This window comes from Streptomyces sp. NPDC058001, from assembly GCF_042886315.1.
GTDB lineage: Bacteria > Actinomycetota > Actinomycetes > Streptomycetales > Streptomycetaceae > Streptomyces.
In genome coordinates this window covers 83,017-100,307 of the sequence record NZ_JBHVQT010000009.1, presented here as the reverse complement: position 1 = coordinate 100,307, position 17,291 = coordinate 83,017, and the positions used below count along the sequence as shown (strand labels likewise).

The 17,291-nt window shown below is 71.8% G+C and carries 17 protein-coding genes and 1 pseudogene; 6 read left to right on the top strand and 12 right to left on the bottom strand.

Annotated elements, in window-relative coordinates; genetic code table 11:
- Position 1: 1 nt before the first annotated feature.
- The 4 genes from ACFVT5_RS23190 to ACFVT5_RS23175 form a co-directional block, all read right to left on the bottom strand.
- Positions 2–400, bottom strand: coding sequence for an ectoine synthase (locus ACFVT5_RS23190; protein ID WP_389891061.1), 399 nt, complete (start codon positions 398–400; stop codon positions 2–4).
- 55 nt (positions 401–455) lie between these two features.
- Positions 456–1,727, bottom strand: a complete 1,272-nt coding sequence (gene ectB, locus ACFVT5_RS23185; protein WP_389891058.1) for a diaminobutyrate--2-oxoglutarate transaminase — start codon at positions 1,725–1,727, stop codon at positions 456–458.
- Positions 1,728–1,743: 16 nt separating this feature from the next.
- A complete protein-coding gene (ectA, locus tag ACFVT5_RS23180) occupies positions 1,744–2,298 on the bottom strand; it encodes a diaminobutyrate acetyltransferase (protein ID WP_389891056.1) in 555 nt (184 codons plus the stop codon).
- A 368-nt stretch (positions 2,299–2,666) separates the two neighbouring features.
- Entirely contained in the window at positions 2,667–3,758 is a 1,092-nt protein-coding gene (locus ACFVT5_RS23175; protein ID WP_389891053.1) for a pyridoxal-phosphate-dependent aminotransferase family protein, read from the bottom strand.
- A gap of 143 nt (positions 3,759–3,901) precedes the next feature.
- Here ACFVT5_RS23175 and ACFVT5_RS23170 point away from each other — a divergent pair, with 143 nt between their 5' ends.
- The 3 genes from ACFVT5_RS23170 to ACFVT5_RS23160 are packed head-to-tail and all read left to right on the top strand — an operon-like array spanning position 3,902 to position 6,473.
- Positions 3,902–4,756 (top strand): ABC transporter substrate-binding protein, encoded by an 855-nt coding sequence (locus tag ACFVT5_RS23170; protein ID WP_389891050.1) that lies wholly within the window; start codon positions 3,902–3,904, stop codon positions 4,754–4,756.
- The gene (locus ACFVT5_RS23165; protein WP_389891047.1) at positions 4,753–5,634 is read left to right on the top strand and encodes an amino acid ABC transporter permease; all 882 of its coding nucleotides are present in this window, start codon (positions 4,753–4,755) and stop codon (positions 5,632–5,634) included. The genes ACFVT5_RS23170 and ACFVT5_RS23165 overlap by 4 nt, the downstream gene beginning before the upstream one ends.
- Positions 5,631–6,473, top strand: a complete 843-nt coding sequence (locus ACFVT5_RS23160) for an amino acid ABC transporter ATP-binding protein (RefSeq protein ID WP_389891044.1) — start codon at positions 5,631–5,633, stop codon at positions 6,471–6,473. The genes ACFVT5_RS23165 and ACFVT5_RS23160 overlap by 4 nt, the downstream gene beginning before the upstream one ends.
- Positions 6,474–6,499: 26 nt before the next feature.
- Here the strand turns inward: ACFVT5_RS23160 and ACFVT5_RS23155 are convergent, their stop codons facing one another.
- Positions 6,500–6,880: a hypothetical protein gene (locus tag ACFVT5_RS23155; RefSeq protein ID WP_389891041.1), complete on the bottom strand. Its 381-nt coding sequence runs from the start codon at positions 6,878–6,880 to the stop codon at positions 6,500–6,502.
- Positions 6,877–7,134 (bottom strand): hypothetical protein, encoded by a 258-nt coding sequence (locus ACFVT5_RS23150; protein WP_389891038.1) that lies wholly within the window; start codon positions 7,132–7,134, stop codon positions 6,877–6,879. The genes ACFVT5_RS23155 and ACFVT5_RS23150 overlap by 4 nt, the downstream gene beginning before the upstream one ends.
- Before the next feature lie 114 nt (positions 7,135–7,248).
- Between ACFVT5_RS23150 and ACFVT5_RS23145 the strand changes: the two genes are divergently transcribed.
- Both ACFVT5_RS23145 and ACFVT5_RS23140 read left to right on the top strand, forming a co-directional pair.
- Positions 7,249–8,340 (top strand): amidohydrolase family protein, encoded by a 1,092-nt coding sequence (locus tag ACFVT5_RS23145; RefSeq protein WP_389891035.1) that lies wholly within the window; start codon positions 7,249–7,251, stop codon positions 8,338–8,340.
- 357 nt (positions 8,341–8,697) lie between these two features.
- Complete coding sequence (locus tag ACFVT5_RS23140) at positions 8,698–9,639, top strand: SCO1860 family LAETG-anchored protein (RefSeq protein ID WP_389891032.1); 942 nt, start codon at positions 8,698–8,700, stop codon at positions 9,637–9,639.
- Positions 9,640–9,842: 203 nt separating this feature from the next.
- Here the strand turns inward: ACFVT5_RS23140 and cobC are convergent, their stop codons facing one another.
- From cobC to cobM, 6 genes and pseudogenes are all read right to left on the bottom strand, one after another.
- Positions 9,843–10,949: an Rv2231c family pyridoxal phosphate-dependent protein CobC gene (cobC, locus tag ACFVT5_RS23135; RefSeq protein ID WP_389891029.1), complete on the bottom strand. Its 1,107-nt coding sequence runs from the start codon at positions 10,947–10,949 to the stop codon at positions 9,843–9,845.
- A complete protein-coding gene (locus ACFVT5_RS23130) occupies positions 10,939–11,868 on the bottom strand; it encodes a sirohydrochlorin chelatase (protein WP_389891026.1) in 930 nt (309 codons plus the stop codon). Before ACFVT5_RS23130 ends, cobC begins: the two co-directional genes overlap by 11 nt.
- Positions 11,865–12,461 (bottom strand): precorrin-8X methylmutase, encoded by a 597-nt coding sequence (locus ACFVT5_RS23125; protein WP_389891023.1) that lies wholly within the window; start codon positions 12,459–12,461, stop codon positions 11,865–11,867. Before ACFVT5_RS23125 ends, ACFVT5_RS23130 begins: the two co-directional genes overlap by 4 nt.
- Positions 12,458–14,188, bottom strand: coding sequence for a precorrin-3B C(17)-methyltransferase (gene cobJ, locus ACFVT5_RS23120; RefSeq protein ID WP_389891020.1), 1,731 nt, complete (start codon positions 14,186–14,188; stop codon positions 12,458–12,460). The genes ACFVT5_RS23125 and cobJ overlap by 4 nt, the downstream gene beginning before the upstream one ends.
- On the bottom strand, positions 14,185–15,489 hold the full coding sequence (cbiE, locus tag ACFVT5_RS23115) for a precorrin-6y C5,15-methyltransferase (decarboxylating) subunit CbiE (protein WP_389891017.1): 1,305 nt from the start codon (positions 15,487–15,489) through the stop codon (positions 14,185–14,187). The genes cobJ and cbiE overlap by 4 nt, the downstream gene beginning before the upstream one ends.
- Before the next feature lie 86 nt (positions 15,490–15,575).
- Positions 15,576–16,421, bottom strand: a pseudogene (gene cobM / locus ACFVT5_RS23110) (precorrin-4 C(11)-methyltransferase); the annotation flags it as partial.
- Positions 16,422–16,545: 124 nt separating this feature from the next.
- Between cobM and ACFVT5_RS23105 the strand changes: the two are divergent.
- Positions 16,546–17,274 (top strand): ZIP family metal transporter, encoded by a 729-nt coding sequence (locus tag ACFVT5_RS23105; protein ID WP_389891014.1) that lies wholly within the window; start codon positions 16,546–16,548, stop codon positions 17,272–17,274.
- Positions 17,275–17,291: the final 17 nt, after the last annotated feature.

Here is a 17,291-nt window from a genome sequence, read left to right as displayed (position 1 = left end):
CTCATACCTCCTCGGTCAGCAGCGGGTAGACGCCGTTCTCGTCGTGGTCCTCCCGCCCCGTCACGGGCGGGTTGAAGACGCACACGCACCGGAAGTCGGTGCGCGGGCGCAGGGTGTGCCGCTCATGGCCGTCGAGGAGATACATCGTGCCGGGCGAGATCCAGTGCTTCTCGCCGGTCTCCTCGTCGGTCAGTTCGGCCTCGCCCTCCACGCAGAGGACGGCCTCTATGTGGTTCGCGTACCACATCGAGGTCTCCGTACCCGCGTACAGGATCGTCTCGTGCAGCGAGAAGCCCACACGCTCCTTGGCGAGCACGATGCGCTTGCTCTCCCAGGTGCCGGACCGGGACTTCACATGCCGGTCGGTGCCTTCGATCTCCTTGAACGATCGGACGATCACGGTGCTTCGACGCCTCTCTGTCGCTCTGGTGCTCGCTTGGTCGTTCTGTCTTGGGTCAGGCCGTTTCGCGGACCGCGCGGGTCAGGGTCCGCAGACCCTCGTCCAGTTCGTCGGGGGTGATCGTCAGCGCCGGCAGGAGCTTGACCACCTCGCCCTCAGGGCCCGATGTCTCGATGAGCAGGCCCAGTTCGAAGGCCCGCCGCGCTATGGCACCCGCGCGTGCCTTGTCGTGGAACTCGACGCCCCACACCAGACCCCGGCCCCGGAACTCCTTGATCTCAGGCCGGTGTTCGTCGACCAGCGCGCCCAGCGCCTCCTGGATCTGCTGGCCGCGCTCCAGGGTCTGCTTCTCCATCGCGGGCCCGTCCGACCAGTACGCCTCCAGCGCCGCGGCGGCCGTGACGAACGCCGGGTTGTTGCCGCGGAAGGTGCCGTTGTGCTCGCCGGGCTCCCAGATGTCCAGCTCCGGCTTGAACAGGCACAGCGACATGGGCAGTCCATAGCCGCTGATCGACTTGGACACCGTCACGATGTCCGGCACGATGCCCGCCTCCTCGAAGGAGAAGAAGGCACCGGTACGGCCGCAGCCCATCTGGATGTCGTCGACGATCAGCAGCATGTCGCGGCGCGCGCACAGATCGGCGAGCGAGCGCAGCCACTCGGGGCGCGCGACATTGATGCCACCCTCGCCCTGCACGGTCTCCACGATCACGGCCGCGGGCTGGTTGAGCCCGGAACCCTGGTCGCCGAGCAGCCGCTCGAACCAGAGGAAGTCCGGCACCTGCCCGTCGAGGTAGTTGTCGAACGGCATGGGCGTGCCGTGCACCAGCGGGATACCGGCGCCCGCCCGCTTGAAGGCGTTGCCGGTGACGGCGAGCGAGCCGAGCGACATGCCGTGGAAGGCGTTCGTGAACGACACGATCGACTCCCGGCCCTTCACCTTCCGGGCCAGCTTCAGCGCGGACTCCACGGCGTTGGTGCCGGTCGGGCCCGGGAACATGACCTTGTACGGCAGGTCGCGCGGGCGCAGCACCAGGTTCTGGAAGGACTCCAGGAAGGCGCGTTTCGCCGTCGTCGACATATCGAGACCGTGCGTGACGCCGTCGCGTTCCAGGTAGTCGATGAGGGCGCGTTTGAGTACGGGGTTGTTGTGTCCGTAGTTGAGGGAGCCGGCCCCGGCGAAGAAGTCCAGGTACGTGTGGCCGTCCTCGTCGTACATGCGGCTGCCCCGCGCACGGTCGAAGACGGTGGGCCAACCGCGGCAGTAGCTGCGCACCTCCGACTCCAGGGTCTCGAAGACGCTCAGGTCGGGCTGGGTGATGGTCACAGCATCTCTCCTGGGTTCAGTGGCCGAACGGGCCGATGCGGTACAGCACTTCGGGGTCGTGCGGGCCGTCGGGGAACGCCCCGGCGCCGAACAGCACTTCACGTTCGACCGGGGCGCCATGGCGCTCGGCGTACGAGGTGAACAGCCGCTCGGACGCGGTGTTGCCGGGTGCGATGGTCGTCTCGACCGAGGTCAGCGCGCTCTCGGCGGCGGCCTGACCGGCGGCGACCTGGGCGGTGAGCCCGTCGAGGAGCGCGGCGGCCAGACCACGCCCCCGGTGCGCCGCGTCGACGGCCACCTGCCAGACGACGAGGGTCTCGGGCCGGGACGGCCGGATGTAGCCGGTGATGAAACCGACCGGGCGGCCATCGGCACCGCGTGCCACCACGGATGTCCCGGCGAAGTCGCGGCACCACAGGAGATAGCTGTACGAGGAGTTGAGGTCGAGGGCCTTCGAGTCCTTGGCGATGCGCCAGATCACGGCACCGTCGGCCACCTCCGGACGGTCGATCCGCAGGCCGTCCGGCATTTCCAGGAATTGCGCTTGCAGGTCTGCTTGGGCGGCGGTCATGCGGATTGAATTTACCGAGCAATTTCTTGGATTGCATCGCCGGTCGGGGTTACGTACGGCGGAGTGCCGTGTTATCACGCGGGCGCGTGTGGCCGCGCGAGAAGACGGCAAAAAGCCCGCTTCGTCCCGGATTTATGGGGCGAAACGGGCCTGATGTGTAATGGGTCACAAGAGTGTAACTCCTGTGAGACCTGCCGGAATTACGTCTCCGAGCGTTAGTGAAACCTTAGTGTTTAGCCTTCAAAAAACCGGGCAGGAGAATATGGGAAGCTGCGCCAAAACTCTTTATGAATTCCCGCCGGGAGTTGTTGATTTGGGAAAGTGCGAAAGTGAATCCGGGGGAGTTCCGGGTGGCACCCGGTGCCCGCTCATCCAGCCGCCGCCTCGCCCAGCGCCTGGCCCATCGCGTCGCCCGTCGCCTCATCCAGTGCCTCACCGAGTGCCGCCAGGCACGCGTCCACGGTCTCCGTCGTCGCGTCGGGACCGTAGTGATTGACGCGAATCATCTCCTTGCTCAGCGCGCCGCCGCCCGCGACCAGCGGCAGCCCCGGGTGCGCCGCAAGCGCACGCGCCACCACGTCCGACGCGTCCACACCCGCCGGCACCCGCAGGGTCGTCGCCACCGGCGCCGCGTCCCGCGCCTCGTACACATAGGGCTCAAGCCCGCGGCCCAGGGCGAGCGCGCCCGCACGGGTCGCGGCGGCCACCGAAGCGTGCCGTGCCGTCACCGTCTCCAGGCCCACCGACTCGATCCGCTCCAGACAGGCGTCGAGCGCGAGCATCTCCAACTGGGCCGGCGCGTGCGGCAGCGCCGCGCGGCCCGCGTCGATCCAGCGCTCCTTCCAGTCCAGGAGCGACAGATAGGAGCGGCGCGGCGCCGCCGGGTTGGCGGCCATCCGCCGCCAGGCCCGCTCGCTCACCGACACCGCCGAGACGCCCGCGGGACCGCCCATCGCCTTCTGTGCGCCGATCACACACAGGTCCACGCCCCACGCGTCCGGCAGCAGCGGCTCCGCGGCCACCGACGCGACCGCGTCCAGCATGAACAGGGCGCCGTGCTCACGTACCACCGCACCTATCTCCGCGACCGGGTTCGTGTTGCCCGTCGCCGCCTCCGCGTGCACGAGGGACACGAAGTCGATCTCCGGGTGCTCGGTCAGGGACTGCCCGATCTGCTCCGCCGTGACCGCCGTGTGGAACGGCACCGCGAGATCGACCACCGTCGCACCGCAGTCCCGCAGCCAGCCCCCGAAGGTCTGCCCGTACGGGCCCGTGATCACGTTCAGCGCCGTCGTCCCCGGGCCCGCCGCGCCCCGGATGCAGCCCTCCAGCGGCAGCAGGGCCTCGCCCTGTGTGATCACGACGTCCTGCCCGGTGCCGAGCAGTCGCGCCACGCGCTGCTCGATCGCGGCGAAGTGCGCGGCGGTCAGCGGTGCCAGGTCGAGGAAGGGGTGGCTCACGGCGGTGCTCTCTTCGGTTCGGTCGGGGTGCTGGGGCGCGTCGAGCGTAACCGTCGGCCCAGGTGATACCCCACCTATGTTTTGGTTTGAGGTACTCAAAGATTTCCTTATAATCGAAGCCCCCACTCATCAGGAGGCTCCCCTTGAACACGACGGTCCTCGGCCGCCGGGCCCGTATCTCGACCGCCGCCGCCGTGGCAGCGGGCGCCGTCCTGCTCACCGGCTGCTCCTCCGGCGACAGCGACAAGTCGTCCACCGCGAACGGCGTCCCGGTCGTCAAGGCGGGTCAGCTCACCACCTGCACCCACCTTCCGTACCCGCCGTTCCAGTCCGAGGTGAACGGCAAGGTCGACGGCTTCGACGTCGCCCTGATCGACCTCGTCGCGAAGGACCTGGGCGTCAAGCAGGAGATCGTCGACACCCCGTTCGAGAACTTCAAGACGGGCGCCTTCCTCAACTCCGGGCAGTGCGACGTCGCCGCCGCGGGCATGACCATCACCGACGAGCGCAAGAAGAACGTCGACTTCTCCGAGCCGTACTTCGACGCCACGCAGGCCGTACTCGCCGACAAGAAGGCCGGTGTCACCTCGCTCGCCGACCTCAAGTCGAAGGGCAAGAAGCTCGGTTCGCAGGCCCAGACGACCGGCGAGGAGTACGCGCGCGGCAAGGGCTTCGACCCGATCTCCTTCGAAAGCTCCGACGCCGTACTCAACGGCCTGCGCACCGGCCAGGTCGACGCGGTCGTCATCGACTACCCCGTCGTCCAGGGCTGGCTCAAGGACAAGGCCAACTCCGGCGCCTTCCAGGTCGTGGACAACCTCGACACCGGCGAGCAGTACGGCTTCTCGGTGAAGAAGGGCAACAGCAAGCTGCTCGCCGCCATCGACAAGGCCCTCGCGGACGCCAAGGCCGACGGCACGTACAAGAAGCTCTACGAGCAGTGGATCGGCCCCTACACGCCCGCCGACACCTCCGGCGCCTCGCCCTCCGCCTCATGAGCGCGGCCGACCCGGGCACCTCGGCGCCGGACACCCCGGCGCCCGACAAGCACCCGGCGCCGGCGCCCGGCACGCCCACCCGCTCCGGGCTCAGCAAGCGGCAGCGGCGCGCGCTGTCCCAGGGCGTCCAGTACGCCCTGTTCGCCGCCGTCGTCATCGCACTCGGCGCCACCGCGGACTGGGGCCGCCTGGCCAACCAGTTCGCGCAGACCGACCTCGCCAAGCAGCTCTTCCCCGACATCATCACGACGGCCCTGCGCAACACCGTCCTGTACACGCTGTCCGGGTTCCTCTTCGGGCTCGTCCTCGGGGTCGTCGTCGCCCTGATGCGGCTCTCCTCGGTCGGCCCCTACCGCTGGGTCGCCGGGATCTACATCGAGATCTTCCGCGGCCTGCCCGCCCTGCTGATCTTCATCTTCGTGGGCGTCGCCGTCCCGCTCGCCTTCCCCGGCACCGAGATCCCCGGCGGCACCTACGGCAAGGTCGCGCTCGCGCTCGGCCTGGTCTCCGCCGCGTACATGGCCGAGACCATCCGGGCCGGGATCCAGGCCGTGCCCAAGGGGCAGTTGGAGGCGGCCCGTTCGCTGGGGTTCTCGCACACCCGCGCCATGGTGTCGATCGTCATCCCGCAGGCGTTCCGGATCGTGATCCCGCCGCTCACCAACGAGTTGGTGCTCCTCTTCAAGGACTCCTCGCTCGTGCTGTTCCTCGGCGTCACGCTCCAGGAACGCGAACTGACCAAGTTCGGCCGCGACCTCGCCAGCGAGACCGCCAACTCGACCCCGATCCTCGTCGCCGGACTCTGCTACCTGCTGGTGACGGTGCCCCTCGGCTTCGTCGTCCGCCGACTCGAAGCCCGTGCCGCGGAGGCCCGATGAGTACGACACCTTTGGCCAAGGACGGGCAGGGACAGGACGGGGAGCACGGGACGGGCGCCTCGGCACCCGAGATCCTGGTCCGGGGCCTGCACAAGTCCTTCGGCGACAACCATGTCCTCCGCGGCATCGACCTGGAGATCGCGTCCGGCGAGGTCGTCTGCGTCATCGGGCCCTCCGGCTCCGGCAAGTCCACGCTGCTGCGCTGCGTCAATCTGCTGGAGACGCCCAGCGAGGGGCAGGTTTTCGTCGGCGGCAGCGAGGTCACCCATCCCGACGTCGACATCGACGCCGTGCGGCGCCGGATCGGCATGGTCTTCCAGCAGTTCAACCTCTTCCCGCATCTGTCCGTGACCGAGAACCTCACCCTGCCGCAGCGGCGGGTCCTCGGCCGGGACAAGGCCGAGGCGGCGGCCGTCGCCGCCGACAACCTGCGGCGCGTGGGGCTCTCCGAGAAGGCCGCCGCGTATCCCGCCGCGCTCTCCGGCGGGCAGCAGCAGCGCGTCGCCATCGCCCGCGCGCTCGCCATGGGCCCCGAGGTGATGCTCTTCGACGAGCCGACGTCGGCCCTCGACCCCGAACTCGTCGGGGACGTACTCGCCGTGATGCGGATGCTCGCCGACGAGGGCATGACGATGATGGTCGTCACCCATGAGATGAGCTTCGCCCGCGAGGTCGCCGACCGCGTGGTCTTCATGGACGCCGGACTCATCGTGGAACAGGGCACCCCCGCCCAGGTCATCACCGCCCCCGAACACCCCCGCACCCAGGACTTCCTGTCCCGGGTCCTCAACCCGACGACGACATCGGCGACTCCGACGACTCCGGCCGGGGGGTCCTGAGCCCGTTCGGTCCCAGCGGGCCGCGATCAGGGAGTGAGGTCCAGCACGCGGACCGGCTCGCCTACCCACCGGTGCGGGGCGGTGGTCGCGATGATCGCCCCGTCGGGACGGTCGGGGGTGGGCCGCGCCGCGTACTCGCTGTGCGCCGCGGCCCACGTCTTCTCCCGCGCGACGGCGAGAGCGGCGGCCAGGTCCAGATCGAGGACGGTGACGCCGGGAAGGGAAGCCAGATGCTCCGCTGTGCCGGGCCGGGCGCGATCGGCTTCCACCAAGGCACACGCCGGGGCGTACAGGAACCAGCCCGATTCGGCGTGCGCGCGGTGGATCAGGCGGGAAGCGAGAACGTTGCCCTGGCCGGCCGCGGCCATCGCGGTGTCGTCCAGGACGATGTGCAGGGCGTCGCTCACGGGCCGCTCACCCGGGCCAGGCGCCGGTCCAGTTCGCTGTCCAGGTCCCGCTGTTCGGCCGCGGTCGGCGCGTAGCCGTTCCACTCCGTCAACGCGGCCAGGGCCTTCTCCGCACGCTCGGCGCGCTCGGCCGGAGTCAGCAGCGTCTCGGCGAGACGCGCGAGATACGCGCGCAGTGACAACCCCTCAGCGGCAGCTATGGCGGCCAGCCGGTCCCTGGCTTCCTCCGGGATACGGACATTGGCATCGGACACTGTCGTACTCCTTCCCACGCCTCAAGGGTACGTACCCGTACCCGTACCCACACCCGTCCCTCGGGAGTCGGGGGCTCGTACCGGTCCCCAGGGCGGACCGCCTAGGGTTTCCGTATGCGTGATCGCACGGTGTTGCGGGTGAAGGGGCGGGTGCTTGTCGGGCCCGAGGATGTCCGGGACGAGTTGTGGGTCGTCGGCGGGCGGGTGACGTACGACCGGCCGGCCGGTGCCCATGATGTGACCACCGTCGAGGGCTGGGCCCTGCCCGGTCTGGTCGACGCGCACTGCCATGTCGGCCTGGACGCCCACGGCCCGGTATCCGCCGATGTCGCCGAGAAGCAGGCGCTCACCGACCGTGAGGCCGGCGCCCTACTCATCCGCGACGCCGGCTCCCCGTCCGACACCCGCTGGATCGACGCCCGCGACGACCTGCCGAAGATCATCAGGGCCGGCCGGCACATCGCCCGTACCCGGCGCTACATCCGCGACTACGCCTACGAGATCGAGCCGCCGGACCTCGTCGCCTATGTCGCCCAGGAGGCCCGGCGCGGCGACGGCTGGGTCAAACTCGTCGGCGACTGGATCGACCGCGACGCCGGAGACCTCACCGCCTGCTGGCCGCGCGACGCGGTCGAGGCGGCCATCGCCGAGGCCCACCGGCTCGGCGCCCGCGTCACCGCGCACTGCTTCGCCGAGGACTCCCTGCGCGACCTCGTGGAGGCGGGCATCGACTGCGTCGAACACGCCACCGGACTCACCGAGGACACCATCCCGCTCTTCGCCGAGCACGGCGTCGCCATCGTGCCGACGCTCGTCAACATCGCCACCTTCCCCGCCCTCGCGGACGGCGGCGCGGCCAGATTCCCCCGCTGGTCGGCCCATATGCGCCGGCTGTACGAGCGCCGCTACGACACCGTGCGCGCGGCCTACGACGCCGGAGTGCCCGTCTACGCCGGTACGGACGCGGGCGGCGGGCTCGCCCACGGGCTGGTCGGCGGCGAGGTCGCCGAACTCGTCACCGCGGGACTCCCCGCCGTCGACGCGATCTCCGCCGCCGTCTGGGGCGCCCGCGACTGGCTCGGCCGCCCCGGACTCGTGGAGGGCGCCCCGGCCGACCTCGTCGTCTTCGACACGGACCCGCGCGAGGACGTACGGGTCCTCACGGCGCCCCGACGCATCGTGCTCAACGGCAAGGTCGTCGGCTGACCTCCACCGACCCCACGATTGCGGCGGGTTGACGGGGCGTTACATCTTCGTACGGCGACTCGTTGAACACCTCCGGCGTACCGCCCGCGTACGCCCGTCCCGTCAACCGGCGTACTCCGTAAGGGCACTTCGGCGTACGTGAACCGGGTGACCCAAGGGAACGCACGTACCGGAATATTCAAACAAAGGCTCGGAAACATCACTTTGGAGTGAACTCACGTCAGGTCGCTGACCGTTCACTCTCCGTGCGTAAGTATTCCGGCAACGACGTCGTCGGCGACCGCCTTGGTCCCCGTTCGACGCGCTCGCCGATGACGTCGTGTCTCTTCCGATGTCTCTTGTGGGGGTCCCACCACCTTGAACAGCAACGCCTTCCGCCTGCCCGCACGCCGTCTCGCCGCCACCACGGCCGCCACGGTCCTCGTCGCCGGGCCCGCGGTCCTCGCCGGCACCGGCACCGCCCACGCCACCGGTGACCAGGGCCGGGCCGGCGCCGTCGTGCTCCGTACCGCGCTCGACGTCTCCCTGCTCAACAAGACCGTGAACGTGCCGCTGGCCGTCACCCTGAACGAGGTCCAGGCGCCCGCGAACGCCGAGAAGACCGCGCTGACCGCCCAGTTGGACGGTGTCGAGGGCGGCAAGCCGTTCAGCGTGCTGCGCGCCGATGTCGCCCAGGCCAAGGCGACCGTGAACAAGACGAAGGCCGAGGGATACACCAATCTCGCGCACGCGAAGATCCATGTCCCCGGGCTTCCGCTGCTCTCCCTGATCGAGGTCGAACAGGTCACGTCCAAGGCCGTCTGCGAGGCGGGCCGCAAGCCGGTCGCCGAGTCGAACGTGCTCGGCGCCGTCACCGTGCTCGGCAAGAAGATCACGCTGTCCGCCGGCGGCACGACCGAGGTCAAGGTCCCGGGCGTCGGCGAGGTCCGGCTCGACCTGTCCAAGACGGAGACGACGTCCCGTACGGCCGCCGCGTCCGCGCTGGAGCTGAAGGTGTCCGTGAACCCGCTCAAGCTGAACGTGGCCGAGGTCGAGGGCACGGTCACCCTCGCGGGCGCCACCTGTGAGGCTCCGCCGGCCGGGGCGAAGACGGACCCGACCCCGGCCGCGACGCCGACGTCGCCCGCGGAGAAGCCGGCGGCGGAGAAGCCGGACGTGAAGCCGCAGGGCGGCACCGGCGAGAACCTCGCGGAGACCGGGGGCAGTTCGGCGACGCCGTACATCGCCGGCGGGGCGATCGTCCTGCTGGGCGGCGGCGCCGCAGCCGTCGCCCTCGCGCGCCGGGCGCGCCGGGCGTAATACCGGGTGACTGACCCGCCCCTGCGGGGCGGAGGGCGTGGTGGTCGGGGGCGGGGGTCTCCTGGCCTGCGACGGCGGATTCTTTCCCGGCTTGCGGTGGGTGATGACCGCCGGTCAGGGGGTGGGGGTGCTCGCCGTCGCGGCGGATCGAAGAACGGCCGCCCGCGGCGGAGAGCCCTTACCCGCGGTGGGAGAGTGCCTGGTCAGGTTTCCGTTGTCGCCTGGGTCAGGGCGGTGAGGAAGTCGCTGGTGATCTCCGGGGGGCGGATCGCCAGTCTGAGGTAGGTCTGGTTCAGGCCCGGGAACGTGTCGCCTCGGCGGACCGCGTAACCCGCCTCGCGCAGGCGGGCGCGGACCCCCGCCGCGTTGGGCACCGTCAGGAGGACGAACGGGGCCTCCGGGTGGGCCGCCACCCGGAGGCCGGCGGGGGCCAGGCGGGCCAGGCCGGTGAGCAACACCTGGCGATCGCGGACCACTTGGTCCGCGAACCGCGCCGCCTCGGCCAGCGCTTCCACCCCGACACACGCCTCGGCCGCCACCAACGCGGGCGACGACACCGGCCACAACGGCTGCGCCCGCTCCAGCGCGGCGATCGTCTCCGGCGCCGCCAGCACGTACCCGATCCGCAACCCGGCGAGTCCCCATGTCTTCGTCAGGCTGCGCAGGACGACCAGGCCGGGGACATCCGTCCGCCCGGCCAGGGACTCCCGCTCACCCGGCACCGCGTCCATGAACGCCTCGTCCACGACCACCGTCCGCCCGGGGCGGGCCAGTTCCGTGATGAGCGCCGCCGTATGCAGGACCGACGTCGGATTCGTCGGGTTGCCGATCACCACCAGATCGGCGTCCTCGGGGACCCGGCCCGGGTCGAGCCGGAACCCCTCCTCCGCGCGCAGCAGCACCCGCCCCACCTCATGCCCGGCATCCCGCAACGCGGCCTCCGGCTCGGTGAACTGCGGATGCACGACCACCGGCCGCGCCACCTTCAGCGCCCGCGCGAGCAGGACGAACGCCTCGGCGGCCCCCGCCGTCAACAGCACCCGATCCACGGGGAGTTCATGCCGCGCCGCCACCGCCGCCCGCGCCGCCCGCCCGTCCGGATACGCCGCGAGCCCGTCCAGCGAGGCCGCGATCCGGTCCCGTAGCCAGGCCGGGGGAGTGTCCGTGCGGACGTTCACCGCGAGGTCCACCAGGTCGCGCCCGTCGTCGCGGACCTCCGCGTCACCGTGGTGCCGCAGATCCGGCGCACACCCCGCCCCCGCCCCTGCCCCGGCTCCCGCCCCGGCGCCCTCGTCCTCGTCAGTGCGCATGCGCGTGATGCCCGTGACTGGGCCCATGCCCGTGCCCGTGTCCATGCCCGTGGTGGCCGTCGTCGTCCGGGTGGAAGTGCGGCTGCTGCGGGAGCCCCACCTTGTCCTCGAACCCCGGCAGCGCGATCCGGTACACGCACGCGTCGCAGTTCATCCGCACCTCCCCGCGCGCCGCCTCCTCGTACCGCTCCATCACCAGGTCCAGCAACTCCGGCTCCGCACCGATCACATCGGCCGACCGCACCTCGACGCCGGAATGTGCCGCCGCCCAGTCCGCCGTCTGCCGCCGTACCCGCTCCGGCAGGATGCCCGTGAACAGGAAGTACGGCAGCACCACGACCCGGCGCGCGCCCAGCTTCACACAGCGCTCCAGACCCGACGGCACATCGGGCGCCGCGAGCGAGACGAACGCCGTCTCCACACCCGCGTACCCCCGCCCCTCCCACAACAGCCGTGCGGCCTTGAGGACTTCGGCGTTGGCGTCCGGATCCGTCGACCCGCGCCCCACCAGGAGGACCATGACCTCGGAGCGGTCCACCGCGTCACCCAGCACCTCGTCAATGCGGCGTTCGAGGACCCGCAGCAGCGCCGGGTGCGGACCGAGCGGACGCCCGTAGGAGTACGAGATCCCGGGATGCCGTTCCTTCTCGCGGGCCAGCGCCGCCGGTATGTCCCCCTTGGCGTGCCCGGCCGACACCAGCATCAGCGGCACCGCCGCGAACCGCCGTACCCCCCGCTCCACCAACTCGGCCACCGCCTCACCCAGCGGCGGCGGCGACAGTTCGATGAACCCGCCGGCGACGGCGAGTTCGGGATTGAGTCGCCCCAACTCCCGTACGAACGCGCGGAACGCCTCGGCGCCACCCTCGTCCCGGGTGCCGTGTCCGGCGATCAGCAGTGCGGGGCGGGGGGTGGTCACGACTTCTCCTCAGGGACGGAAACGGAAACAGGGTGGTACAGAAGGGCGTTGAGGGCCGCTGCCGCCACCGCCGAGCCGCCCTTCTCGGAGACATTGCTGACGGCGGGCAGCCCGCTCGCCCGCAGCGCCGCCTTGGACTCGGCCGCGCCGACGAACCCGACGGGCAGCCCGATCACCAGCGCGGGCGCGGCGTCCAGCGTGAGCAGTTCCTCCAGGGCGGTCGGCGCGCAGCCGATCACCCACACCGCGCCGGGCCCGACCTCCTCGTACGCGAGCCGCACCGCGTGCGCCGACCGTGTCAGCCCCGGCCCGGCGACAGCGTCCCTCAGCCGGCACACGGTGGCCCGGCGGGTGATCCCGGCGGCGACCATCTCGACGTCCACGACGACGGGCGCCCCGGTGCGCAGCGCGGCGTGCGCCGGGCGGAGCGTGTCCTCGTCCAGGACGAGATCCCTCGCGTAGTCGAGGTCGGCGGCGGAGTGGATGACGCGTTCGACGACGGCCCGGGTCAGCGGCGGGAGGCCGGAGGTGTCGAGGCGGGTCCGCAGCCGCCGGAAGGACTCCTGCTCGATGGGGTGCACGATCCGGTTCACTTCGGCTCCTCCTGCCAGCGGTAGCCGCGCGGCGTGACCATACGGCCCGCGATCTCCCGGGTCGCCGTGTTGCCGACGGTCACCACGGTCATCATGTCGACACTCCTGATGGCCTCCGGATCGAGCCCGGCGAGTGTCGTCACCCGGGTCGACCCGTCCGGGCGTGAGGCGTTGCGGACGACTCCGACCGGCGTGGTGGGCGTCCGGTGCTCGGCGAGGATGCCCAGCGCCTTCGGCAACTGCCAGTCCCGGCCCCGGCTGCGCGGGTTGTAGAAGGTGACCACGAGGTCGGACTCGGCGGCGGCCCGCACCCGCCGCTCGATGACCTCCCACGGGGTGTGCAGATCGGAGAGGCTGATCGACACATGGTCGTGGCCGAGCGGCGCCCCCAGGAGCGCGCCCGCCGCGAGCGCCGCCGTCACACCCGGCACCCCGACCACGTCGATGTCGTCGGACGCCTCGGCGAGCGCCGGTGACGCCATCGCGTACACGCCCGCGTCCCCGCTGCCGATCAGCGCGACCGCGTGCCCCGCGCGGGCCTCGGCCACGGCGGTACGGGCCCGTTCCTCCTCGGCGCCGAGCCCCGACTCCAGGACCCGGGTACCGGGGCGCAGCAGATCCCGGATCTGGTCCACGTACTGGTCGAGGCCCACCAGGACCGACGCCCGGCGCAGTTCGTCCTTCGCGCGCGGCGTCAGCAGGTCCCGCGCGCCGGGCCCCAGACCGACCACGGCGAGCCGCCCCCGCGCCGCCCGCCGCACCACCGCGCACGTCGCCATCGCGGGCGACCCGTCCGCCCGCACCGACTTCCGCTTCGGTACGAGGAGTTCACCGCCGCCGATCAGCGCGGCGGCCTCGGCCACGGACGGGGTGCCGACGGCGGCGAGCGGCGCGTCCGACGGATTCGGCACCGTCACCACCGCCAACTCGTCGGCGCAGTACGTCAGAAGGGGCACGCCGAGGCGGGCGGCGGCCCCGGTGATCCCCGGCTCGGTCGCCTTCGCGTCCACGGTGGCCAGCGCGGCGAGGGAGCGGACGGACAGCCCGGCGTCCCGCAGCGCGTCCCGCACCAGCCCCTCCACCTCGTCCACGGGCACGCCCCGGGAGCCGCCGACCCCGGCGACCAGGGACGGGGGCCGCAGCACCACTTGCGGCACCACCGCATCGCCGTCGGCCGGAGGGACCAGCCGGTCGGAGACCCGCACCAAGGCGGCGTCACTGGCGCCCGGTTCCCCGACCGTGAACGGCAGTGCCGGCAGCGGCCAGGGCACCTCCGCGACCAGACCCACCGGCTCCCCGTCGAGCAGCGCCCGGGACACCCCGGCGACCTCCCCCTCGTACGGCATCCCCAGCGTGTCCAGGCCCGGGATGCCCGCCGCGTCCGTCGCCGTCGTCACCACGGGCGACGCCCCGAGTACGTCCGCGACTTCCCGTGCCAGCGCGTTGGCGCCGCCCGCGTGACCGCCGACCAGGGACACCGCGAAGCGTGCTCCCTCGTCCACGCACACCACACCGGGGTCGGTGCCCTTGTCGGACAGCAGCGGTGCGAGGATCCGGACCACCGCGCCCGTCGCGAGACAGCACACCACCTGCTCGCATTCGCCGAACGCCCGCCGTACGGCGTCCGCCACGGGACCCTCGTACACCCGGGTCCGTCCGGGCCACGCGGTCGCCAGCCGGTCGCGGGCCAGGGCGCCCGCCGCGGTCGCGGAGATCAGGCCGATCACAGGTTCGCTCCTCGCAGAGGTGGAGTGGGGCGGGTGCCCCAGAGCAGGAAGACGGGGTTGGCGGCGGCGAGCCGGGTCACGTCCCCCGGCAGTGGTGCGAGCCGGGACGACTGGAGCAGTACGCCGTCGCACGTGTATCCGGCACCGGTCAGCGCCGCGCGCGCGGCCGGTACCCGGTCGAGCGCGGCCATCGCGACCACCACCGCGCGGCGCGCGCGGAGCGCGCACGCGGTGACCACGGCCGGCAGTTCGGCGCCACCGCCGCCGACGAACACGGCGTCCGGGTCCGGGAGTTCGGCCAGGACGGCGGGCGCCGAGCCGTGCACGGCCTGTACGGACACACCGTGCGTCTCGGCGTTGGCGCGGATCCGGGCGACCCCGTCCGCGCTCTTCTCGACGGCGACGGCCGCCGCACCGAACCGCGCGCACTCCACGGCCACCGAACCGGAACCCGCACCCACGTCCCACACCAGATCACCGGTACGGGGGCCGAGCCGGCCCAGCGCGAGGGCCCTTACCTCGAACTTCGTGATCATCGAGTCGCGGTGCGCGAAGGCGTCCTCCTCCAGGGCCCAGCGGTCGGGTCCGGGACGTGGGCCAGCGATCGTCACGGGGCCGGAGGTGGGGTGGGGCGCGAGGTCCGTGAGGTCCGTGTGGTCGGGTGTGAGCCGCGCCGTCTCCAGGCAGAGGACCACGCTGACCGCCGTGCCCCAGTCGCGCGCGGCGGCCTCGGCGGGTGTCACCCGCTCGACCGACTCGCGCGCGGGGTCGCCCAGGGCGGTCGCCACGACGAGGGTGCGGCCGGTGGTCGCGTGCGCCAGTTCGGCGCCCAGTTCGGCGGGGCCCGCGCCCGGTCCGGTGAGTACGGCGACCTTGGGGTGCGCCCGGCACACGTTCACCGCCGTGCGCAGGTCCCGCCCGTGTGCGCTGACGACCACCGCGTCGTCCCACTCCAGACCCACCCGCGCGAACGCCCCGGCCACCGACGACACACCGGCCCGTACGTCCAGCGCGCCGGACCCGAACCGCTCCGCGAGTACCCGCACGATGCCGAAGAACCCGGGGTCCCCGGAGGCGAGCACCACGATCCGGCTCCGCCCCTCGCCCCCGGCGGCGCACCAAGCCTCGATGGCGTCGAGCGCCGGGGCGAGCGGCCCGAGCACGATCCGCTCGACACCGTCGGGCAGCCCGGCCGCGTCGAGGTGGCGTCGGGCGCCGACGACGAGACCCGCGTCGGCCAGCGCGGTCCGCGCGTCCGGCGGGAGCGGCGCGCCCGTGCCCGTACCGATGACCGTGATCATGACTCGGACGGCTCCGCCCGCTCGGGCTGTTCGGCGCCTTGACTCTGTTCGGCGCGCTGCGTCTGTTCGGCGCGCTGAGCGTCTTCGGCCCGCTTCGCGCGCAGTGCCGCCCGTGCCTTGGGGTCGGCCCGGCGGAATCCGTGGAAGTGCCCCGGGTGGTAGAGGTGCGAACGGGTGCCCTGGGCGGCGAGCGCCGGACCCACCAGGAACAAGGTGTGCTTCCACAGCCGGTGTTCCTTGACGGTCTCCTCCAGCGTGCCGATCGTGCACGTCACGATCAGCTCCTCCGGCCAGGTCGCCTGGTACGCGACCACGACCGGCGTCGACGTCGGATACCCGCCCTCCAGGAGTTCCCTGACCAACTGGCCGCTGCGCGCCGCCGACAGGAACAGCGCCATCGTCGTGCCGTGCCGCGCGAACTCCCGTACCTCCTCGCCCGGCGGCATCGGCGTCTTGCCGCCGCCGAGCCGGGTGAGGATCACCGACTGCGCGACCTCCGGGATCGTCAGCTCCCGCCGCGCGAGCGCCGCGACGGCCGAGAACGACGAGACCCCGGGGACCACCTCGGTGTCGACCCCGATCTCCGCGCACCGGTCGAGCTGTTCCTGCGTGCCGCCCCACAGCGCAGGGTCACCGGAGTGGACCCTGGCGACCCTCAGACTGTCCGTCGCCGCCCGCTCGTACACCGCGACGACGTCCTCAAGGGACATCGTCGCCGAGTCGAGGATCTCCGCGCCCGCGCGCGCGTGGTCGAGGACCTCCGCCTGCACCAGGCTCGCCGCCCAGATGACGATGTCCGCGTCGGCGATGGCGCGCGCCGCGCGGAAGGTGAGGAGATCGGCGGCGCCGGGACCGGCACCGACGAAGGTCACCTTGCCGGTGGCTTCCGGTCCGGCCTTTCCGGTGACCTCGTCGGTGGTCGCTTCGGCCATGGGAGGTTCCTCTCGGGGTCGTACAGGGTTGTACAGGGTCGTAGATGGTCGTACATGTGAGTGACGCGGGTGGTCAGGGGGACTTGTGCGTGCGCGGGGGCGGGCGATCCGCTAGCAAGGGACCATGGCCGTGCTCGTGGCGCTGGGATCGTTCGTGATGACGCTGGTCGGCGGCTGGACGGCCCAGCACGTGTCCGACCGGCGCCATCTGGTGCTCGGATTCGCCGGCGGGCTGATGCTCGGCGTGGTCGGCTTCGACCTGCTGCCGGAGGCCGTCGAGGGAGCGCCCGAGCGGATCTACGGCGTTCCCGCGGCACTGCTGCTGTTCGTCGGCGGCTTCCTCGTCGCGCACATCCTGGAACGGCTGCTGGCGCTGCGTCAGGCCGAACACGGGGCCCATCAGCCGGGCCAGTTGCCCCAGGTGGGTATCGGCGCGGCCTCCGCGATGGTCGGCCACAGCATGGCCGACGGGGTCGCGATCGGCGCGTCGTTCCAGGTCGACAGCGCCATGGGGCTGACCGTCGCGCTCGCCGTCGTCACCCACGACTTCGCGGACGGCTTCAACACGTACACCGTCACGCGCGCCTACGGGAACGACCGCCGCAAGGCGATCCTGATGCTCCTCGCCGACGCCTGCGCACCCGTCGTCGGCGCCGCGTCGACGCTGTTCTTCACCATTCCGGCGCAAGCCCTCGCCTGCTACCTCGGCTTCTTCGGCGGCGCCCTGCTCTACATCGCGGCGGCCGAGATCCTTCCCGAGGCCAGCCACCGCCATCCGGCGCGCTCGACGCTGCTGTGCACCGTCGCCGGGGCGGTGCTGATGTGGGTGGTGATCGGGACGGCGCTGGACTGAGGCCGCTCGACGGGGGA

Coding starts and splice junctions, on each gene's coding strand:
- ACFVT5_RS23160 (WP_389891044.1), top strand. CDS start 5,631: ATGAGTACGACACCTTTGGCCAAGGACGGGCAGGGACAGGACGGGGAG.
- cbiE (WP_389891017.1), bottom strand. CDS start 15,489: ATGATCACGGTCATCGGTACGGGCACGGGCGCGCCGCTCCCGCCGGAC.
- ACFVT5_RS23145 (WP_389891035.1), top strand. CDS start 7,249: ATGCGTGATCGCACGGTGTTGCGGGTGAAGGGGCGGGTGCTTGTCGGG.
- ectA (WP_389891056.1), bottom strand. CDS start 2,298: ATGACCGCCGCCCAAGCAGACCTGCAAGCGCAATTCCTGGAAATGCCG.
- ACFVT5_RS23105 (WP_389891014.1), top strand. CDS start 16,546: ATGGCCGTGCTCGTGGCGCTGGGATCGTTCGTGATGACGCTGGTCGGC.
- cobC (WP_389891029.1), bottom strand. CDS start 10,949: ATGCGCACTGACGAGGACGAGGGCGCCGGGGCGGGAGCCGGGGCAGGG.
- ACFVT5_RS23165 (WP_389891047.1), top strand. CDS start 4,753: ATGAGCGCGGCCGACCCGGGCACCTCGGCGCCGGACACCCCGGCGCCC.